At 40.8% G+C, this 18,721-nt stretch carries 15 protein-coding genes; 6 read left to right on the forward strand and 9 right to left on the reverse strand.

Annotated features, from left to right (window positions below; all coding sequences use genetic code 11):
• Positions 1-18 precede the first annotated feature (18 nt).
• Positions 19-1,065 (reverse strand): NAD(P)-dependent alcohol dehydrogenase, encoded by a 1,047-nt coding sequence (locus AOG27_RS02475; protein ID WP_054551433.1) that lies wholly within the window; start codon positions 1,063-1,065, stop codon positions 19-21.
• A gap of 209 nt (positions 1,066-1,274) precedes the next feature.
• On the opposite strand from AOG27_RS02475, the gene AOG27_RS02480 reads away from it, so the two are divergent.
• The 3 genes from AOG27_RS02480 to AOG27_RS02490 all read left to right on the forward strand — a co-directional run bounded on the left by AOG27_RS02480 (position 1,275) and on the right by AOG27_RS02490 (position 5,133).
• On the forward strand, positions 1,275-3,017 hold the full coding sequence (locus AOG27_RS02480) for an ABCB family ABC transporter ATP-binding protein/permease (protein WP_054551935.1): 1,743 nt from the start codon (positions 1,275-1,277) through the stop codon (positions 3,015-3,017).
• A gap of 74 nt (positions 3,018-3,091) precedes the next feature.
• Positions 3,092-3,805, forward strand: coding sequence for a YebC/PmpR family DNA-binding transcriptional regulator (locus tag AOG27_RS02485; protein ID WP_054551434.1), 714 nt, complete (start codon positions 3,092-3,094; stop codon positions 3,803-3,805).
• Positions 3,806-3,858: 53 nt separating this feature from the next.
• Positions 3,859-5,133 (forward strand): protein kinase, encoded by a 1,275-nt coding sequence (locus tag AOG27_RS02490; protein WP_054551435.1) that lies wholly within the window; start codon positions 3,859-3,861, stop codon positions 5,131-5,133.
• Positions 5,134-5,169: 36 nt separating this feature from the next.
• Here the strand turns inward: AOG27_RS02490 and AOG27_RS02495 are convergent, their stop codons facing one another.
• Complete coding sequence (locus AOG27_RS02495) at positions 5,170-6,291, reverse strand: sterol desaturase family protein (protein WP_054551436.1); 1,122 nt, start codon at positions 6,289-6,291, stop codon at positions 5,170-5,172.
• Between the two features lie 218 nt (positions 6,292-6,509).
• Between AOG27_RS02495 and AOG27_RS21490 the strand changes: the two genes are divergently transcribed.
• Positions 6,510-6,659, forward strand: a complete 150-nt coding sequence (locus tag AOG27_RS21490) for a hypothetical protein (RefSeq protein WP_161804336.1) — start codon at positions 6,510-6,512, stop codon at positions 6,657-6,659.
• Between the two features lie 513 nt (positions 6,660-7,172).
• Here AOG27_RS21490 and gap read toward each other — a convergent pair.
• The 5 genes from gap to glk form a co-directional block, all read right to left on the reverse strand.
• Complete coding sequence (gene gap, locus AOG27_RS02505) at positions 7,173-8,177, reverse strand: type I glyceraldehyde-3-phosphate dehydrogenase (protein ID WP_054551438.1); 1,005 nt, start codon at positions 8,175-8,177, stop codon at positions 7,173-7,175.
• Between the two features lie 18 nt (positions 8,178-8,195).
• Positions 8,196-8,816, reverse strand: a complete 621-nt coding sequence (locus AOG27_RS02510) for a bifunctional 4-hydroxy-2-oxoglutarate aldolase/2-dehydro-3-deoxy-phosphogluconate aldolase (protein ID WP_054551439.1) — start codon at positions 8,814-8,816, stop codon at positions 8,196-8,198.
• A 34-nt stretch (positions 8,817-8,850) separates the two neighbouring features.
• Positions 8,851-10,701, reverse strand: coding sequence for a phosphogluconate dehydratase (gene edd, locus AOG27_RS02515; protein WP_054551440.1), 1,851 nt, complete (start codon positions 10,699-10,701; stop codon positions 8,851-8,853).
• Between the two features lie 431 nt (positions 10,702-11,132).
• On the reverse strand, positions 11,133-12,146 hold the full coding sequence (locus AOG27_RS02520; protein ID WP_054551441.1) for a LacI family DNA-binding transcriptional regulator: 1,014 nt from the start codon (positions 12,144-12,146) through the stop codon (positions 11,133-11,135).
• 22 nt (positions 12,147-12,168) lie between these two features.
• Positions 12,169-13,167: a glucokinase gene (gene glk, locus AOG27_RS02525; protein ID WP_054551442.1), complete on the reverse strand. Its 999-nt coding sequence runs from the start codon at positions 13,165-13,167 to the stop codon at positions 12,169-12,171.
• A 415-nt stretch (positions 13,168-13,582) separates the two neighbouring features.
• Between glk and AOG27_RS02530 the strand changes: the two genes are divergently transcribed.
• Both AOG27_RS02530 and AOG27_RS02535 read left to right on the forward strand, forming a co-directional pair.
• Positions 13,583-14,602: a LacI family DNA-binding transcriptional regulator gene (locus AOG27_RS02530; RefSeq protein WP_054551443.1), complete on the forward strand. Its 1,020-nt coding sequence runs from the start codon at positions 13,583-13,585 to the stop codon at positions 14,600-14,602.
• A 193-nt stretch (positions 14,603-14,795) separates the two neighbouring features.
• A complete protein-coding gene (locus AOG27_RS02535) occupies positions 14,796-16,982 on the forward strand; it encodes an OsmC domain/YcaO domain-containing protein (protein ID WP_054551444.1) in 2,187 nt (728 codons plus the stop codon).
• Positions 16,983-17,048: 66 nt separating this feature from the next.
• Here the strand turns inward: AOG27_RS02535 and AOG27_RS02540 are convergent, their stop codons facing one another.
• Together AOG27_RS02540 and AOG27_RS02545 are read right to left on the reverse strand one after the other, a co-directional pair.
• Positions 17,049-17,969 carry a hypothetical protein gene (locus AOG27_RS02540; protein ID WP_054551445.1) on the reverse strand — a complete coding sequence of 307 codons (921 nt, stop codon included), beginning with the start codon at positions 17,967-17,969 and terminating at the stop codon, positions 17,049-17,051.
• A 101-nt stretch (positions 17,970-18,070) separates the two neighbouring features.
• Complete coding sequence (locus AOG27_RS02545) at positions 18,071-18,652, reverse strand: DUF1287 domain-containing protein (protein ID WP_054551446.1); 582 nt, start codon at positions 18,650-18,652, stop codon at positions 18,071-18,073.
• Positions 18,653-18,721 lie beyond the last annotated feature (69 nt).

Genomic DNA, 18,721 nt, shown 5'->3' on the forward strand with positions numbered 1-18,721 from the left:
CTTAGTCATTTAACTTTGTTAAACTTCTAATGATGACATGTCGATAACAAAGCGTGAGGCCATATCACCTTGCTTTAATTTATCGAATGCGTCGTTAATTTGGTCCATTTTGATCATTTCAACTTCTGGCAGAATATTATGTAACGCACAGAAATCGAGGATCTCTTGGGTTTGCGCTATACCGCCAATTAATGAGCCAGCAACACGGCGACGCCCCATTAATAACGGCACTGAGTTAGACTCAGCAAGCTCACCTACTTGACCAACCAATACTTGCGTACCATCAATATCTAAAAGCGGAATATACGGCGTAAAGTCGTGTTTTACCGGAATGGTATTAATGATCACATCAAATTGATTAGCATGCGCTTGCATGGCATCTTCATCGCTCGATACCAATAAATCTTTTGCGCCATAAGATAAAACCTGCTGTTTTTTCTTATCACTGCGGCTAATAGCTGTAACATTTGCGCCCATTGCAGCTGCGATTTTAATTGCCATGTGGCCTAAACCACCTAAACCAATCACACCAACACGACTACCTGGGCCGACATTCCACGTGCGTAGTGGCGAATACGTTGTGATACCCGCACATAAAATTGGTGCACATTTAGCAAGGTCTAAGCCTTCTGGCACACTTAATACAAACTCTTCACGCACCACAATGTGCTTTGAATAGCCACCTTGAGTGAGTTCACCACTGATTCGGTCTTGTCCTGAGTAGGTCCCTACCATACCTTCGCGACAAAATTGCTCTTCACCGTGATGACACTGGTCACAGCTTAAACAGCTATCAACCATACAACCAACAGCAACATTATCGCCCACTTTGTATTTAGTAACGCCGCTACCTACTTCAAGCACGCGACCAACAATTTCATGGCCTGGTACCACTGGGTACTGAGTCCAGCCCCAATCGTTTTCTGCTGTATGTAAGTCTGAATGGCACACGCCACAATATAGAATTTCAATTGATACATCTTCATCACGAAGTGCACGGCGTTCAAAATGATACGGCTCTAATGGTTTTTCAGAATCATGTGCTGCATAACCGACGGTTTTCATGCTTACTCCTTAATTTTCTTCGTGTTTAACTCATGCAATTAACTAATTTGCTAATGCACTGGTGTATACTTCACTCAGTATAGAGGTAAATTTGCAAAGTTCACTTGCCTAAAACACGAAAGCTTTTGCCTATTTTTATCAAATTGATTCAAGAGAGCCCAATGCGTGGAATGAGCCGCAAAGAACAGGTAACGAAATCGCCTGATGCAATGAACCTTTCACAAAGCATCAAAACACTTTGGCCCTATTTAATGACCTTTAAAGGCCGCGTTATTTTAGCCGTCTTAGCGCTTATTGCTGCAAAAGGCGCCACATTGCTGATGCCTTGGGCACTAAAAGAAATAATTGACGCGGTTGATGCGAGTATCAACCCGCTATTAAGTGTTCCTATTGCCTTACTCATCGCTTATGGTTTGCTGCGCTTTGCCAGTGTATTTTTTGGTGAAGTACGCGATGCATTATTTGGCCGTGTTACAGAGCACGCTATGCGCCATATTGGCCTAAAAGTTTTTAAACACTTGCATAGTTTAGAACTTGCTTTTCACCTGGATAGGCAAACAGGTGGTATCAGCCGCGATATAGAGCGTGGTACAAGTGGCCTCAGCTTTTTAATGCGCTTTTTGATGTTTAACATCGTACCAACCCTATTTGAAATAATCACTGTAGCGATTATTTTTGCGACCTTGTTTTCACCGTGGTTTGCACTGGTCACATTAATTGCCGTCACTACTTACATTGCTTTTACTGTGATAGTAACTCAGTGGCGTAACCGATTTATTCGTGAAGCAAATGCTGCCGATAACAACTCAAACACCCGTGCAATCGACAGCTTACTAAATTACGAAACCGTTAAGTACTTCAACAATGAACAGTATGAAGCGAGCACCTACGACGGCTTTTTAGCTAAATGGGAGCAAGCGAGGCTTAAAAATCGTTTATCGTTACTGGCACTTAATTCAGGGCAAGCACTTATCATCGCCGCGGCTATAACAGCGCTAATGTGGCTCGGTGCCAGCTCAGTGGTCAATAAAGAGCTGACAATAGGTGAGCTTGTGATGATCAATGCTTATATGATCCAGTTATTTTTACCACTTAACTTTTTAGGTTTTGTTTATCGTGAGATACGCCGTGCGCTGACCGACCTTGAAAATATGCTGGGGCTGTTAAATCGCAAAGCCGCCATTTGTGATGTCAAAGATGCAAAACCATTAAAAGCAACTAAAGCAGCTATTCGATTTGAAAATGTGTCGTTTAGTTACGACAAACAAAGGCCAATTTTAAATAACTTAAGCTTTGAGGTTACTTCTGGCAGCAAAGTGGCGATTGTGGGTGCCAGTGGCGCAGGTAAAAGCACTCTAAGCCGCCTGCTCTACCGTTTTTATGATGTGGATGCGGGTAAAATTTATATCGATGAGCAAGCAATCAACACAGTGGCACTTGAAAGTTTGCGCCAAGCAATTGCCATCGTACCGCAAGATACCGTGCTATTTAACACCAGCATTCGCGAAAACATCGCTTACGGAAATCCAACGGCAAGCGAAGATGAAATTGATAAAGCCATAAGCCTTGCCCATTTAGATGGATTTATTGCCAGCCTAGATAAAGGCGATAAAACCCTTGTTGGTGAGCGCGGTTTAAAAGTGTCGGGCGGTGAAAAGCAGCGCATTGCAATTGCTAGAGCCATTTTAAAAGGTTCACCCATTTTATTATTTGATGAGGCAACATCGGCGCTAGATTCGCATTCAGAGCAAGCCATTCTCAGCGCGATGCGTGAAGTCGCACAAAGTCATACCAGCTTGGTTATTGCACATCGTTTATCAACAATTACTGACGCAGACAAAATTATTGTTATGAAACAAGGACAGGTTGTTGAGCAAGGTCAGCACCATCAACTGCTTGCAGCGAATGGTGAATACGCACGAATGTGGCAGTTACAGCAAAGCGAAGAATAAACACTGTTCACTAGTAGGTTAAATGATTAGAATAACCGCTTTATTTTTATCTATAACAAAAAGGCAACACGCAGATGGGCAGAGCTTATCAAAACAAAAAAGACTCAATGGCAAAAACTGCGGGTGCAAAAACCAAAGTTTATTCAAAGTACGGAAAAGAAATTTATATCTGCGCTAAGAATGGTGGTGTTGATCCCGATGGCAACTTAGCGCTTCGTCGCTTAATTGAGCGTGCAAAGAAAGACCAAGTACCTACGCATGTAATTGAGCGTGCAATCGATAAAGCCAAAGGCGGTGGCGGCGAAGATTATGTAGCAACTCGCTATGAAGGTTACGGCCCGGGTAACTGTATGATCATTGTTGACTGTTTAACCGACAACAACAAACGTACATTCGCTGACGTACGTGTTTGTTTTACTAAAGCAAATGCAAAAATTGGCGCGCAAAACTTAGTATCACACTTATTTGATCACCTCGCTATTTTTGTCTTTGATGGTGATGATGACGAAGCTGTTTTAGAAGCGCTAATGATGGCTGATGTAGATGTAACGGATGTAGAAGTTGAAGACGGTAAAGTGACGGTATTCGCGCCACACACTGAATACAACAACACCCGTACAGCACTTGAAGAAATGGGAGTTACTGATTTCCACGAAGATCTAATTGCTTTTGTGCCGCAAGTAGAAGCACCCATTGAAGGTGAAGACGTTGAAGTCATGGAACGCTTTTTAGCCATGCTAGAAGACTGTGACGACGTACAAAACGTTTACCATAACGCACAGTTTTAATTAAAAAGGCCAACCAAGTTGGCCTTTTACCTTTTAGCCCAAAGGAATCAACATTGAATACCCTCGAAGAGTTAAAAGCCGGTTCTCTACAAGGTTGTACACGGCTTCAGCTTGTTGCAAAACTAACCGAATTGCCAAAAGAAATTTATACTCTAGCCGATACGTTAGAAATCCTCGATTTATCTAATAACCAGCTAAGTGATTTACCTGACGATTTTTACAAATTAAAAAATCTCAAACGGCTGTTTTTATCATTTAATCAGTTTAAACATATTCCAGACGTGCTAAGAGAATGCCCTAACTTAATCATGGTGGCATTTAAAGGTAATCAAATTACTGAATTTAAAGCACACTGTTTGCCAACGCAGATTGAATGGCTGATCTTAACGGATAATCAAATCCCCGCTTTACCTGATTCATTTGGTGAGTACAGCAAGCTGAAAAAGCTCGCACTGGCAGGTAATCAGTTAACTCATTTGCCAGCTTCAATGGCTAATTGTAACGAGCTTGAGCTAATACGTTTAAGTGCCAATAAGCTTACAAAAGTTGAAGATTGGCTTTTCGCTTTACCGAAACTTGCTTGGCTTGCCTTCTCTGGTAACGATTTAAATCGCTCAACTAGCTTACACTGTGAGCAGTTTAGCAAAATCACACTGGATGAAATCGAAGTTAAAAAGCAGATTGGCCAAGGTGCGTCTGGGGTTATTCATTTGGCCAATTGGCATCAACGTCCTGTTGCCCTTAAGTTATTTAAAGGCGAGATCACCAGTGATGGCTATCCACTCGATGAGCTAAATTGTTGTTTAAAAGCCAGTGAGCATCCAAATCTCATTAAAGCATTGGGCTATGTCGATGAAGAGAAACAACTTGGTTTAGTGATGGAGCTTATCAGTAAAGAGTTTACGAATCTTGGTTTGCCACCCTCCCTTGCAAGCTGTACCCGTGATACCTTCGAAGACAACTGCCAGTACGCGGCAGAAATGGTGCTAAAAATCGTCAAGCAAATGGCAAGTACCCTCGCTCATTTGCATCAAAAGCAAGTAAGCCATGGTGACATTTATGCCCATAACAGCATGATCAATTCACAGGGCGAGTTATTATTTGGTGACTTTGGTGCAGCAACCGACTTATCCATGCTGACGCCTGATCAACAGCAGCGATTAGAAAGCATTGAAGTACGCGCCCTTGGTTATTTCATCGATGATTTACTGACTGTAGTCACTGAACAAAACGACATTACTAAGATGCTTTCTGACATCGCTCAAGAGTGCTTGGTACTAAACTCAGACAAACGCCCTCGCCTTTCTGAGCTAGTTTCGCGATTATGAGTGTAGTGTAATTATAAATAAAGCCTCTGTGAGGCTTTATTTTTGCTTTTTAAACGGGAACACCTGCTGCTTTAACATACCTTCGGGCATGTAATCGCCAACCACACCATAATTATCGGGCCACTCTGCTTGACCTTTGACAGCAGTGCCAAATAGATAATCTAAAAAAGAAAAATGCGCAGCATAGTTACGGTCAATGGCCGCTTTATCAGATGAATGATGCCAATGATGAAACTGAGGCGTAACGAGCACGTACTTTAACCATCCAAATTTTACCCGAACATTAGCGTGGTTAAACACAGCCTGAAAGCCAACAATAATGACATAGAGGCTAATGACATCCGATGGAAAGCCGAGCACAAAAATTGGCGTAAGCACTAAGCTGCGCGTCACGAGTATTTCTAAAATATGTTGACGAGAGCCAGCAAGCCAATCCATCTCTTTTGCACTGTGATGCACGGCATGAAAACGCCAAAGCAGGGGCACTTCGTGATAAGCCCTATGCACAAAGTACTGCATTAAATCAGCCACTAAAATGATTAAAAATAATTGGAGTAAAAATGGCAGTTGAATAATAAAGCCTTGCACTGTATCAGACACAGCCCAGCCAAAAGCATGATGCACGAACTGATTGGTTGCCAGCAACACAAAACCAATAATTAAGTGATTAACAAAGAAATGATTTAAATCACCCTGCCACTCAGAGCGGAGAATTTTTTGTTCTTTACGGTGCGGCAGTAGCTTCTCAATTAGAATAAAAATCAGTGTGGAGCCAAGTAAGTCAAGAATGAACCAATCCAGCCCCAAGTACGGCGTATTATCTTTAAAGTCGCCCACTTCAACATTCGGACCGCCAAATGCAATTGCCACAACTATAAATACCCAAGCCGTTGCACCCAGCCGTTTATTAGTATTACGAACAAAATTCAAAAGCCCTAAACTGCCCGAAATAATTAATGCCACAAACATTAGCTGACGTAAAAACTCAACACTGTAGTTTTGCCTGAGCTCTGGGGTCGTTAAGTACTCTGGAAAATGAAAAGCTAATACCCCTAAACAGGATAATACCGCTAAGAAGCAAGCAATATAACCACTGATATTGCCCTCACCCACTTGAAACTGCTCAGCTCTAAATAGCCGATGATAAAGACGTGTCATGATATAAAAATCCATTTATCAATTTTTCGCAGCATAACACAGAAGAATTTAGGAACAAATATTGTAAAGTAAGACATTATAAAGCAGCGTGAATGTTTGCTAGCAATTATCGATAGAATCAAATGTAAGTAGCCAACTAAAATACAAAAGAATCCTCATTGACTTTAAATGAGGAACAAACTAACCTGCACAAGTAAATTATTTTTAAAGGAATAAAAATGTCTACTTTCTCAATAAATAACCTACCATACGATTTACCAAACAATTCTGCTGATCAGCTAAGAGTATTAGCAACAATCATTGAAGTACCATACTCGCTAGTAATTAAATGGCCAGTTGGCTTAAAAATTCAAACTTTAGTTGGTTAGGTAATCTACAAAAAATTAATCCAAAAAGTTTCCAAGATGACCTAGATGGTAAAACTGGAATTATATTTTTTAACGATTATTGGCAACGAGGCAGTGAGTGAGTCAGTTACTAACCGTAGTGGAGACCACATCGATCTTTGGAATGAAGATCAAATTTGGTTTTGGGGGATTAAATAACTATGTCAAAGGCTAAGTCATATCTTTTGAATATAAGCCTTATTCTAGTTAGCGCATTCGCGAATTTCATGTTGTTTTTAGAAGCTTATAAGAAACTCTCTATTCCATTTATGAATGAAGAACAAAGAGTAGAAAATGCTCCTTTGCTTTTTATTTATGTACTTCCTTCATTTATATTTCTTTCAGTTATAGTTTTATTCCTATATAAAAAGTTACTCAAAAATCAGAAAAATAACGCATAAAAATGAAGCTGACATTTAAGGCGTATTTTTTAAAACCAAAAAAGCCACGATAAACGTGGCTTTGTTGGATAAAGCTTAAACTTTTACTGTTCTATTATAAGAACTGACCTAGCGCTTTAACTTGGTCTAACATGCGGTTTGAGAAACCCCACTCGTTGTCGTACCAAGCCATCACTTTAACAAGCTTACCATCTACTTTAGTTTGGGTAGAATCGAAGATTGAAGACGCAGGATTGTGGTTAAAGTCGATAGAAACAAGCGGTAGTTCGTTATACTCAAGAATACCTTGCATTGCACCTTCTGATGCTGCTTTAACGACTTCGTTGATTTCTGCTGCAGTTGTTTCACGCTTAGCAACAAACGTTAAGTCTACTAAAGAAACGTTGATTGTTGGTACACGTACTGCCATGCCGTCAAGTTTACCCGCAAGTTCAGGAAGTACTAAACCAACAGCTTTAGCTGCACCTGTTTTCGTTGGGATCATTGACTGAGTTGCACTACGTGCACGGTATAAGTCTGGGTGATAAACGTCAGATAAGTTTTGGTCGTTTGTGTAAGCATGAATTGTTGTCATGCTACCTTGCTCGATACCGACTGTGTCGTTGATTGCTTTTGCAATTGGCGCTAAACAGTTTGTTGTACAAGATGCATTTGAAATGATGTTACTGTCAGCGTTTAATACTTCGCTGTTAACACCATGAACAACTGTTGCATCCATGTCCGTGCCTGGTGCAGAAACGATTACTTTTTTAGCACCCGCTTCAATGTGTTTAGCCGCTGCGTCACGTGACGTGAATAAACCAGTACATTCTAAAACGATATCTACGTTTAGTGCTTTCCAAGGTAAGTTTGCAGGATCACGCTCTTGCGTAAGGGTAATTTCGTCATTACCAATTAGCATAGTGTTTTCAGCAAGTGTTACTTTTTGAGAAAATTGACCGTGTACTGAGTCAAATTGAGTTAAATGCGCGTTAACATTTGCTGGTGCTAAATCGTTGATTGCAACGATTTTGATTTCGTTGTTTTGAGCTGACTCATAAAGGGCACGTAATACATTACGACCGATACGTCCATAGCCATTAATTGCAACATTAATCATTCTAATATCTCCCGTTAATTATTTTACTTCACTTGCTTGGCGAGCAAGCGCTTCAATGGCTTGCCAGTCTTTGTTTTCAATAAGTTGTTTATCTAGCATCCAAGTACCACCTACACAGATTACATTTTTAAGTGCCAGGTAATTAGGTGCTGTTTCAAGGCTAATACCGCCTGTAGGGCAAAATGTTACTTGTGGTAAAGGACCACCAATTGATTTCAGCATTGCTGTGCCACCCGCTGCTTCTGCAGGGAAGAACTTTAAGAACTTAAAGCCATGGCTTGCTAATTTCATTACTTCACTTGGTGTTGCTGCACCTGGTAAAAATGGAATATCAGTGTCTTTAGCCAGTGCTAATAATTCGTCGTTTACACCTGGGCTAACCATGAAGTCAGCACCGGCTTCAACAGATGCATTAAATGTCGCTTTATCAACCACGGTACCTGTGCCAACGTATGCTTCTGGTACGGCTTCTTTCATTAGCTTTACAGCTTCTGCCGCAATCGGCGTACGTAAAGTAATTTCTAGTGCTTTTAAGCCACCGTTATAAAGCGCACGTGCAAGGGGTGCTGCATCTTCAAGTTTTTCGATAACAACAACCGGTACCACAGGTGCCGATGATAAAATTTTCTCAATGCTCATTGTTTGTTCCTCATAGCCCAGTAACGGCGTATTATTATTCTAAACCAAAGGCACTTGCGCCAAGGTCTGCACTACTTACTATATTTCTGAAACCTGCGAATAACTCTCGGCCTGTACCATATGTTTGACTTGGTTGGCTAAGTTGTAATTCACGTTTTGCTAATTCTTGATCGCTTACGTGTACTTTCAATACACCCGCTGGTGCATCAAGCGTCACTAAGTCACCTTCGTGAATTTTTGCGATTACACCACCTTCAACCGCTTCTGGTGCTAAGTGGATTGCAGCAGGAACTTTACCTGATGCACCCGACATACGGCCGTCTGTCACAATCGCCACTTTGTAGCCTTGGTCTTGTAGTGTTGCCATTACTGGCGTTAATTTATGAAGCTCAGGCATGCCTTTCGCCTTCGGACCTTGCTCTTTAATTACAGCAATAAAGTCTGTATTTAACTCACCGCGGCTATATGCTTCTTGTAACTCACCTTGTGAGCTAAATACTTTAGCTGGTGCAGAAACAACTTGGTGAGATTCAGCCACTGCAGAAACTTTAATAACGGCTTTGCCAAGGTTACCCGTAAGAAGCTGTAAACCACCCTGCTTGCTAAACGGGTTATCAATCGGACGTAACACTTCTTCGTCATGTGACTTTTCAGGACACGCTACCCATTTAACTTTGCTTGGGCCTGTGCTGTTAGTCATGATCACTGATGAATCTTTATCTAGCATTGGCTCTGTGGTGTATGCCTCAAGGCCATCACCCACAATCGTTTTCACGTCGTTATGTAAGTAACCTTTGCTCAGTAGTTGCTTCATTAAGAAGCCCATACCGCCGGCTGCTTGGAAGTGGTTTACATCTGCTGAGCCGTTCGGGTAAATACGTGTAAGAAGTGGCACAACTTCTGATAAGTCAGCCATGTCTTTCCAAGTAAGGATTACACCCGCTGCTTTCGCAATTGCTACTAAGTGGATTGCGTGGTTAGTTGAGCCGCCTGTTGATAACAAGCCTACTAAACCATTAATAATTGTTTTTTCACTGACTACGTCAGCTAGGCAGTTAGCATCTTTTGTTTCGATTAACTGCTTTAACATGGTTTCGACAGCATGACCTGTTAAACCATCACGAAGTTCTGTGTAAGGGTTAATGAAAGAGCTACCTGGTAAATGTAGACCCATGATTTCCATTAACATTTGATTCGAGTTAGCGGTACCGTAGAAAGTACACGTACCCGCACTGTGATACGATGCGCTTTCAGCTTCTAACAGCTCTTCGCGACTTACTAAGCCTTGTGCAAATTTTTGACGAACACGGGCTTTTTCTTTATTCGGGATACCCGATTGCATTGGACCTGCTGGTAAGAAATACGTTGGTAAATGACCAAATGATAAGGCACCAATTAAAAGTCCAGGGACAATCTTGTCACACACACCTAAACAGAAAACACCGTCGAACACGTCATGCGATAAAGAAACCGCTGTAGACATTGCAATCACATCACGTGAGAACAATGATAGTTCCATACCATCACGGCCTTGAGTAACACCGTCGCACATAGCAGGTACGCCGCCAGCAACTTGTGCTGTAGCATCGAACTTAGTGGCAAGGCTTTTGATGATTTCCGGATAATCTTTGTAAGGAACATGCGCTGAAAGCATGTCGTTATAAGCGTTGATGATAGCTAGGTTTGGTTGCTCGTCTGCTTTTAAGCGAGCTTTGTCATCGCTGCTACAAGCAGCCATAACGTGTGCAATATTACCACAGCCTAAACCTGCACGAACTCTTGTTTGTTTTTTTGCGTGCGCGATTCGCTCTAAATAAGCTTGGCGGGTCTCTTTACTGCGTTCGATAACGCGTTCGGTGACTTCTTGGATACGAGGATGCAACATATAAATTCGACTCATCTCTATAGTTAGAGGATAAAGGCTCAGTAACAATTACAGACTCCACGAAAATAATTGTACTGAGCAACTTTGATTTACCCGTTCAAAGGTACGCTGACAGGCTGTCTCTCACAACCAACCTGACACCGGTGTCACTGTATTAACTCATGACTGTGACACCGGTGTCAACCTTATCTGTTAAATTTAGTTTAATTTTTTTAAATGACCAAATAATAAACAATGTAATTTTAGTAGAATATGAGTAGAATTCATGTGAAGTACCACTATCAAAGGCCTATAGACAAGACAAGCTTGGAGGTTTGTTTTAATTAAAAACAGTAACTTATAGCGTTTTCATGAAATTTTTTAGCCTGAAATAAAAAAGCCCGAGAACGCGTCACTCATTCTCGGGCTACTGTGAAAAAACAAGATGAAATTTATTTAATTGCTGCTGTCGACTCACGAGTAATGAGTTTTGCTTCAAGGGTTACTTGATAAGGCGACTCTTGTGGATCACCAATATGAGTGATCAATTGCTTAACCGCTTGCTGAGTCATTTCTTCAACTGGTTGTGCAATGGTCGTTAACCCTGGCCAAATATGACGTGCAATTGGTGCGTTATCAAACCCTGCAATAGAGATATCATCAGGCACTCTTAACTGCATTTGTGTAGCAAGCTTTAATACCGCCGCTGCCATGTAATCATTTGAGGCAAATACTGCTGTCGGGCGAGGGTTTAAATCTAAAATTGTACGGGCACTATCTACACCAGAGTGATAACTGAAGTTACCTTCTTCAACTAAGCGTTCATCAAACTCAATACCATTTGACGCAAGTGCTCTTCGATAACCTTTAAAACGCTGCTCTGTGGCACTGTGATCAGGGTGACCTTTAATGAAGGCAATTTCTTTATGGCCCAGCTTAATAAGATGCTCTGTTATTTCAAAAGCCCCCTGCTCATCATTACTTCTTACTGAAATAGAGTCGTCTTCAAGTACTGCTGATGCGACGCGAGCATACGGGATCTTTTTCGACTTTAAAAAGCTTACAAGTTCAGGAAAATCTGAAAATGGCGGGGTCAATACAATACCGTCTAAACGAGAAGTTTGAATTAATTGCTCAATGTTACTAATTAATTCATCACCGCGTAATTCGCAAGGATGGATCAATAAATTGTAGTTAAGTTCATGGCACGCCGCTAAGGCACCAGTTTGCACCCGGGTAATATAGCTTTTACTCGGATTATCGTACAAGCAACCAATAATAAAACTACGGTTTTGTGCTAAACCTCTAGCGATTGGGTTTGGCGTGTAATCGAGCTCTTTAAATACTTTAAGTACTTTTTCGCGCGTTGCATCACTCACGTTTGGCTCATTGTTAAGCACGCGAGATACTGTTTTTTTCGATACACCGGCATAGCTGGCGACACTGTTGATGGTTACTTTCTTCATCCGCTCTACATCCAACTGCTAATTACGCGTTACTTTTAACATGTATACACGCAGCAGCACCAATGAATGGAATGTTGTCTTGTGTTACAAGCGTAACAGGGATCTGTGAAGTATATTGCGACATAATGCCTTTGTCTGCAAAACGTTCAACAAATCGACTAGATAATAAACGTTGTTGCATACGAGGTAAAATACCACCACCAATAAATACGCCACCTAATGCGCCAAATGTCAGGGCTAAGTCCCCTGCTACACTACCAATCCAATCACAAAATTGATTGAGTGTTGCATCACAGACTTCGCATTGACCAGTGGTTGCAAGCTCGCTAATTTGTGCTGCATCTAAATTCTTCGCTTCTACGCCTTTTACCGCAGCCATAGCGCCATATAAATGAGCAATACCAGGGCCTGAGAACACAGTCTCCACAGAAACATGATTTAATTGCTTTTTAAGCTCAGTAATCAGCCTACGGTCTAAGTCTGTGACAGCTGCAAGGGTAATGTGCCCTGCTTCACAGCTAAGAACAGCACTGCCTTGTGATGTGCGAACTAAACATGCAGCACCAAAACCTGTACCAGGCCCCATAACTGCGATATTCGCATTTTCATCCGCCTGACCTGCTTTAACAGCCATATTTTGCGAATCATCTAAATAAGGTGCCGCATAAGCAAATGCTGCAAAGTCGTTGATTACTTCAAGTTGCTCAAATGAAAACTCAGCCTTTAAATCGGCAACGTTAAAGTGCCAGCCAAGGTTAGTTAAGTGAACTTGACCTGCTTTAATCGGGCCAGCTACTGCTAAACATGCACGGCTTGGCTTTGGAAACGAAATTTGACTAAAGTACTGGTTAATCGCACTTTCTAAAGAGCCAAAATCTGCACTTGGAAAAGTTAAATTGTGCTCGATAACAAACTGGTTAGTTTGTGCATTAAAGTCAGTGATTAAAGCGAAACGAGCGTTAGTGCCGCCGATATCGGCAACAAGAATAGGAACGAATTCTGTGGTTGTCTGTGTGTTCATGATGTTTTCTCTATTTGTCTAAGCTAGTTGCCGCTTATTTTTCTAGTTTTCAATGGCAAAGCCACCGTGTCTGCTAAACTTTGGGTCATTGCCTCAAAGAAGCTATCTTTTGTATTAAAAAAATGCTGCCCAAATGAATGGGCAGCCAAATACGTTTTGACAACAAAATGATAAAACAGTGACATTATGACACCGGTGTCAGATTTGGATCAATAAAAATTTTCATTATTTGTGCATGCATACGTATTTAATGAGAAAACCTGCGTATTAAGTATCGAAAAGGCATTTATAAACACATAAAAAATACCTAACTGTGTACAGAACAGCCACACTCTCGCGGCTTGTCACAAATAGCTTGAAAAAAATATTAAATAGCCGAAAATGGCAATTACTAGTTCTGTTATTTGGTAACCATATGAAAGGTAAGGCGACATCTTTTGACATTGCACATTATGCGGGTGTGTCGCAGTCAACCGTGTCTCGCGCGCTGCGAAATAGCCCTTTGGTCAACGAAGAAACCCGTCGACGTGTTCATGAGGTAGCAAAGCAGCTCAACTACAAAGTTGATAAAAATGCCAGTAACTTAAGAACACAGCAAAGTAGCACCCTCGCCCTGTTATTATTTGAAGATCCCACTTCGGATGAATCACAAATAAACCCTTTCTTTTTGGCGATGCTAGGTAGTATAACCAGAGCCTGTGCAAAAGAAGGCTACGACTTACTGGTATCGTTTCAGTCGAGCAGCTCTGATTGGCAAGCCGATTACGAAGACAGCCATCGTGCAGATGGCTTAATACTGCTTGGTTATGGTGATTACCTTGATTATCAACCTAAATTTAAAACCCTAATAGATCAGCACACTAAATTTGTATGTTGGGGTGCCAGTGTAGATAACCGCCCAGATTTAACTGTGAGCTGTGATAACTACGGCGGTGGTAAATTAGCAGCAGAACATTTACTCGCAACAGGAAGAACCGATTGTGCATTTATTGGTGATGCATCTGAGCATAGTCCAGAATTTTTTGCTCGCTACCAAGGCTTTAAAGATGCATTTCTAGCCAAAGGCGTGAATTTAAACGAACGTAAGATGGCAAATGCTATTTCAACAGAAGAATCAGGCTATCACGCGACTCGTTCACTCTTAGCAAATAATATTCGTTTTAACTCATTATTTGCTGCCAGTGACCTTATTGCGATTGGTGCTATTCGCGCATTGAAAGAAGCAAAAATAAAGGTTCCTGATGATGTGCACGTTGTTGGCTTTGATAATATTGCGGTTTCGAGCTTTGTAAACCCACCACTTACCACCGTTCAGCAAGACACCACCCTCGCCGGACAAATGTTGGTCGATAACCTGCTCAAACTTATTCGTGGTGAAGATGTAGAGAATACCCTTTTACCACCTCGGTTAATTATTCGCGGTTCAAGTGTTTAATTTTTAGCGATAACAGCTTTGTTATCGCCTACTCCCTCCCTAACCAGACACTTATTGCATTAAAATCAGTTTTTTTTCGATTTACCCAAGACTATTACTTCGAAAAAGCAGATAATTACACCTATTATGATGAAAATGCTTATCTGGCATATAACGCTTTAGATAGCAACGCGCACAAAGGTGGAATTTTTTAATGGAAATTAAAGTTAATTTTCTCGACAACCTCAGACTTGAAGCCAAGTTTGATGATTTCTCTGTCATTGCAGACCAACCTATTCGCTATAAGGGTGATGGCACTGCACCAAGTCCATTCGATTACTTCTTAGCATCTTCTGCATTGTGTGCGGCTTACTTTATTAAAGTGTATTGTAATTCTCGCGATATCCCGACAGATGGTATTCGTGTTGCGCAAAACAATATCGTTGACCCAGAAGACCGCTATAACCAAATTTTTCAAATTCAGGTTGAGTTACCAGAAAGCCTTTCAGAGAAAGATCGCACAGGTATTTTACGCTCTGTCGAGCGCTGTACAGTTAAACGTGTTATTCAAACTGGCCCTGAATTTAAGATCGATACTGTTGAAAGCATCGAAGCCGACGCGCAAGCAATGTTGATGGCAAAACCCGCTGATGACAATAATACATTTATTTTAGGTAAAGATTTACCACTTGAAGAAACCATCGCAAATATGACGGCCATCCTTGAAGAGTTAGGGATGAAAATCGAGATTTCTTCTTGGCGTAATATTGTGCCAAATGTATGGTCACTTCATATTCGTGATGCAGCTTCGCCTATGTGTTTTACCAATGGTAAAGGTGCAACTAAAGAAAGCGCGCTATGCTCAGCTTTAGGCGAATTTATTGAGCGCTTAAACTGTAACTTCTTCTATAACGACCAGTTCTTAGGTGAAGACATTGCTAATAGCGAGTTTGTTCATTACCCAAATGAAAAGTGGTTTGCTCTGACTGACGATGACTCTCTACCTGAGGGCATATTAGATGATTATACCCGTGAAATTTATAATCCAGATGGTGAGCTATGCGGCTCACACTTAATCGATACTAACTCTGGTAATAAAGAACGTGGTATTTGCTCTATTCCTTATGTTCGCCAGTCAGACGGTGAAACGGTTTACTTCCCTTCAAACCTAATTGAAAACTTATTCTTAAGTAATGGTATGAGTGCTGGAAACAACTTTGCCGAAGCAAAAGTACAGTGTTTATCTGAAATTTTTGAGCGTGCAGTTAAGCGCCAAATCATTGAGCAAGAAATTGTTTTACCAGACGTCCCTCAAGAGGTTTTAAACAAGTACCCAGGTATTGTTGCGGGTATTAATGGTCTTGAAGAACAAGGTTTCCCTGTTGTAGTAAAAGATGCCTCACTAGGCGGTCAGTTCCCAGTGATGTGCGTAACACTCATGAACCCTAAAACTGGCGGTGTATTTGCCTCTTTTGGTGCGCACCCAAGCTTTGAAGTGGCGTTAGAGCGCAGCTTAACTGAGCTATTACAAGGTAGAAGCTTTGAAGGCTTAAACGATGTGCCTAAGCCGACGTTCAATAGCATGGCTGTGTCGGAGCCAGAAAACTTTGTAGAGCACTTTATTGATTCAACTGGCGTGATCTCATGGCGTTTCTTCAGCGCTAAACACGATTATGATTTTGTAGAGTGGGATTTCTCTGGTAGCAATGAGGAAGAAACAGCGAGCTTATTCGGTATATTAGAAAGTTTAGGTAAAGAAGCTTACATTGCTGAGTTCTCAGATCTTGGTACCGCATGCCGCATTTTAGTGCCTGATTACTCAGAAGTGTATCCAGTGGAAGACTTGATTTGGGATAATACCAATAAAGCACTTAACTTCCGTGAAGATATCCTAAACCTGCATCGTTTATCAGAAGATCAACTTGCTGATTTAGTTGAGCGTTTAGAACAAAGTGAACTTGATAACTACATAGATATCATCACCTTAATCGGTATTGAGTTTGATGAAAACACAGTATGGGGTCAGTTAACGATTCTTGAGCTGAAGCTACTTATTTACTTAGCACTTGGTGATTTAGAAGCAGCAATGGAGCTTGTTGAAGCATTCTTGCAGTATAACGACAATACCATTGTTGAACGCGGCCTATTCTACCAAGCAATGCATGCAACGTTAGAAGTCGCACTCAGCGATGACCTAGAGATTGAAGATTACATTCATAGCTTCACCCGTATGTTTGGACAAGATACGATGGATGCTGTCGTTGGTTCAATTAACGGCGATGTAATGTTCTATGGTTTAACAGAAACCAGCATGAAGCTTGAGGGTTTAGACAGACACCTTCGTTTAATCGAAAGTTACAAAAAACTACACGCTGCCCGCGCTAAAAAAGCAGGGCTGTAGCCAAGAAATATCAAAGCCGCATGTTTTCGTAACCTGCGGCTTTTCTGCTTTATTTAAAACCGTTACTTAACGAAAACGCACACCTGTAATGTCGTATTCAGCAATAAAGCGGCCACCATATGTATCTACAAACATAAACTCCATCTCTATTTTTTCTCGTCGGCCTTTGTGCTCAAGCAATTCAACAATAAAGTGTTTATTTGAATTAAGATCATAAGAGCGACCTTGTGTTTCTCGGGTAATATTGAACTTTGTAGGGTTACCTATGCTATCAAAATACTCAAACAGCACGTTTAAACCGCGCGCATAAATTCCCGAGTCTCGCTCTGAGGAATTTGGTCTTTGCTGAGCCAACAACCAGGTTTTGTCCTTTTGATTTACAGCTTTAATAAACTCACTCATTAATTGTTGGTGTTCAACAAGAGGCGGCAGCTTTATTTCTTTTAGTGACTCTGTGAGTTTATCGCCCGCTCCCCCGGTTCTTGCTATGTAATTCTCAAAACCGGCGTCTATCGACATATAATTTAAATAGTCCGCAAGGCCATCATTGTAAACCTGTTCAAATGTGCCATATTCTTCCGAGAGAATATTTTCAAGACGATTATATAAAGAAAAAGCATGCGCTGAGTCTAATTTCTTCAGCTCAGAAGTGTCTACCAATTGACCAAAAAGTAGTGCATTTAAGTCAATTACATTAGTTTTATCATCAAACGTAATGATTTCCTTAGCCCATTCTTTATCTGCTGAGGCAATTTGCAAATAGTAACGTTGAAAAGGCGCACTATGCTCATCAGCGATGGTTATTTTTTTGGTCGAAAAGTCATAAATTTTGGCATTTTTTGTAGGGCCAGTTCTAACACTTATCTTTAAGTCTTTTGAGAGTTCGGTAAATTTATCTGACTTTTCGATCACAACTTCTTGAGCAGCAAAAATAGTCGTCGGAAGTAGCAACAAAATACTGGCAATGCATTTACTAACATTTTTCATATAAATCCCTTTAAGTTAAAAATCAGACCAAACCCAATAAAGGTACATAAATACCTTAAATGTATACTAAAGTGGTAACTAATTGAAGCTTAGTGTGTATGTTAGGGTTTATATCGGTAATGCCCTGTAATTTTGTAAGTGAATAACATATCTTCCATTTTAGGACCCCAGCCTATGTTATGAACAATCAGAGGTCTTAATTTATCTTTCGATAGTTCATCTGTAACGATACCTATATGAGGCCTATTATTAGGTAGAACCCAAGTCACAATATCACCTGCTTGATAGTCAGCAGCTGTTTTACTAATAACATGACTTTCACCATGTCTTTCAAAAAACACTTGTAGGTTAGGTACCCTGCGATGGTCAATATTGGTATCTGGTTTGGTTAAGCCCCAAATTCGTTTTGAAGGATACAAGATAAAGTTGTCGCGCATATCCTCATATACAAGAGCCTGTAAATCAATTCCTAAAGCTCTGTAAGTACGTATAACCACGTCGGTACATACACCTATATTCTTAGGTACATCACCATTGGGATAGTCTATTTTTCGATAACTTCCGTTATAAACTACAAAGTGTTCAGTTCGCTCTTTGGCGGCCTCAACAAGTTTAGATTGAAAGCTTTGTGCTTGAGAATTAAGAGCAAATAATAAAAGTAACATCCCGGCTGTTTTGATCATCTACAAACTCCATTTTAAATAATTATAAAAACTCGAATAGACTGCTCTCTGCCCATTCTCTTTATTAAG

The organism is Pseudoalteromonas lipolytica (assembly GCF_001306915.1).
Lineage (GTDB): Bacteria > Pseudomonadota > Gammaproteobacteria > Enterobacterales > Alteromonadaceae > Pseudoalteromonas > Pseudoalteromonas simplex.

What these genes read in the sequence shown, in the direction of transcription:
- AOG27_RS02540 (WP_054551445.1), bottom strand. Translation starts at nt 17,969, where the DNA reads ATGAAAAATGTTAGTAAATGCATTGCCAGTATTTTGTTGCTACTTCCG.
- AOG27_RS02510 (WP_054551439.1), bottom strand. Translation starts at nt 8,816, where the DNA reads ATGAGCATTGAGAAAATTTTATCATCGGCACCTGTGGTACCGGTTGTT.
- AOG27_RS02495 (WP_054551436.1), bottom strand. Translation starts at nt 6,291, where the DNA reads ATGACACGTCTTTATCATCGGCTATTTAGAGCTGAGCAGTTTCAAGTG.
- AOG27_RS21490 (WP_161804336.1), top strand. Translation starts at nt 6,510, where the DNA reads ATGTCTACTTTCTCAATAAATAACCTACCATACGATTTACCAAACAAT.
- AOG27_RS02545 (WP_054551446.1), bottom strand. Translation starts at nt 18,652, where the DNA reads ATGATCAAAACAGCCGGGATGTTACTTTTATTATTTGCTCTTAATTCT.
- edd (WP_054551440.1), bottom strand. Translation starts at nt 10,701, where the DNA reads ATGTTGCATCCTCGTATCCAAGAAGTCACCGAACGCGTTATCGAACGC.
- AOG27_RS02535 (WP_054551444.1), top strand. Translation starts at nt 14,796, where the DNA reads ATGGAAATTAAAGTTAATTTTCTCGACAACCTCAGACTTGAAGCCAAG.
- glk (WP_054551442.1), bottom strand. Translation starts at nt 13,167, where the DNA reads ATGAACACACAGACAACCACAGAATTCGTTCCTATTCTTGTTGCCGAT.
- AOG27_RS02485 (WP_054551434.1), top strand. Translation starts at nt 3,092, where the DNA reads ATGGGCAGAGCTTATCAAAACAAAAAAGACTCAATGGCAAAAACTGCG.
- AOG27_RS02530 (WP_054551443.1), top strand. Translation starts at nt 13,583, where the DNA reads ATGAAAGGTAAGGCGACATCTTTTGACATTGCACATTATGCGGGTGTG.
- AOG27_RS02480 (WP_054551935.1), top strand. Translation starts at nt 1,275, where the DNA reads ATGAACCTTTCACAAAGCATCAAAACACTTTGGCCCTATTTAATGACC.
- gap (WP_054551438.1), bottom strand. Translation starts at nt 8,177, where the DNA reads ATGATTAATGTTGCAATTAATGGCTATGGACGTATCGGTCGTAATGTA.
- AOG27_RS02520 (WP_054551441.1), bottom strand. Translation starts at nt 12,146, where the DNA reads ATGAAGAAAGTAACCATCAACAGTGTCGCCAGCTATGCCGGTGTATCG.
- AOG27_RS02475 (WP_054551433.1), bottom strand. Translation starts at nt 1,065, where the DNA reads ATGAAAACCGTCGGTTATGCAGCACATGATTCTGAAAAACCATTAGAG.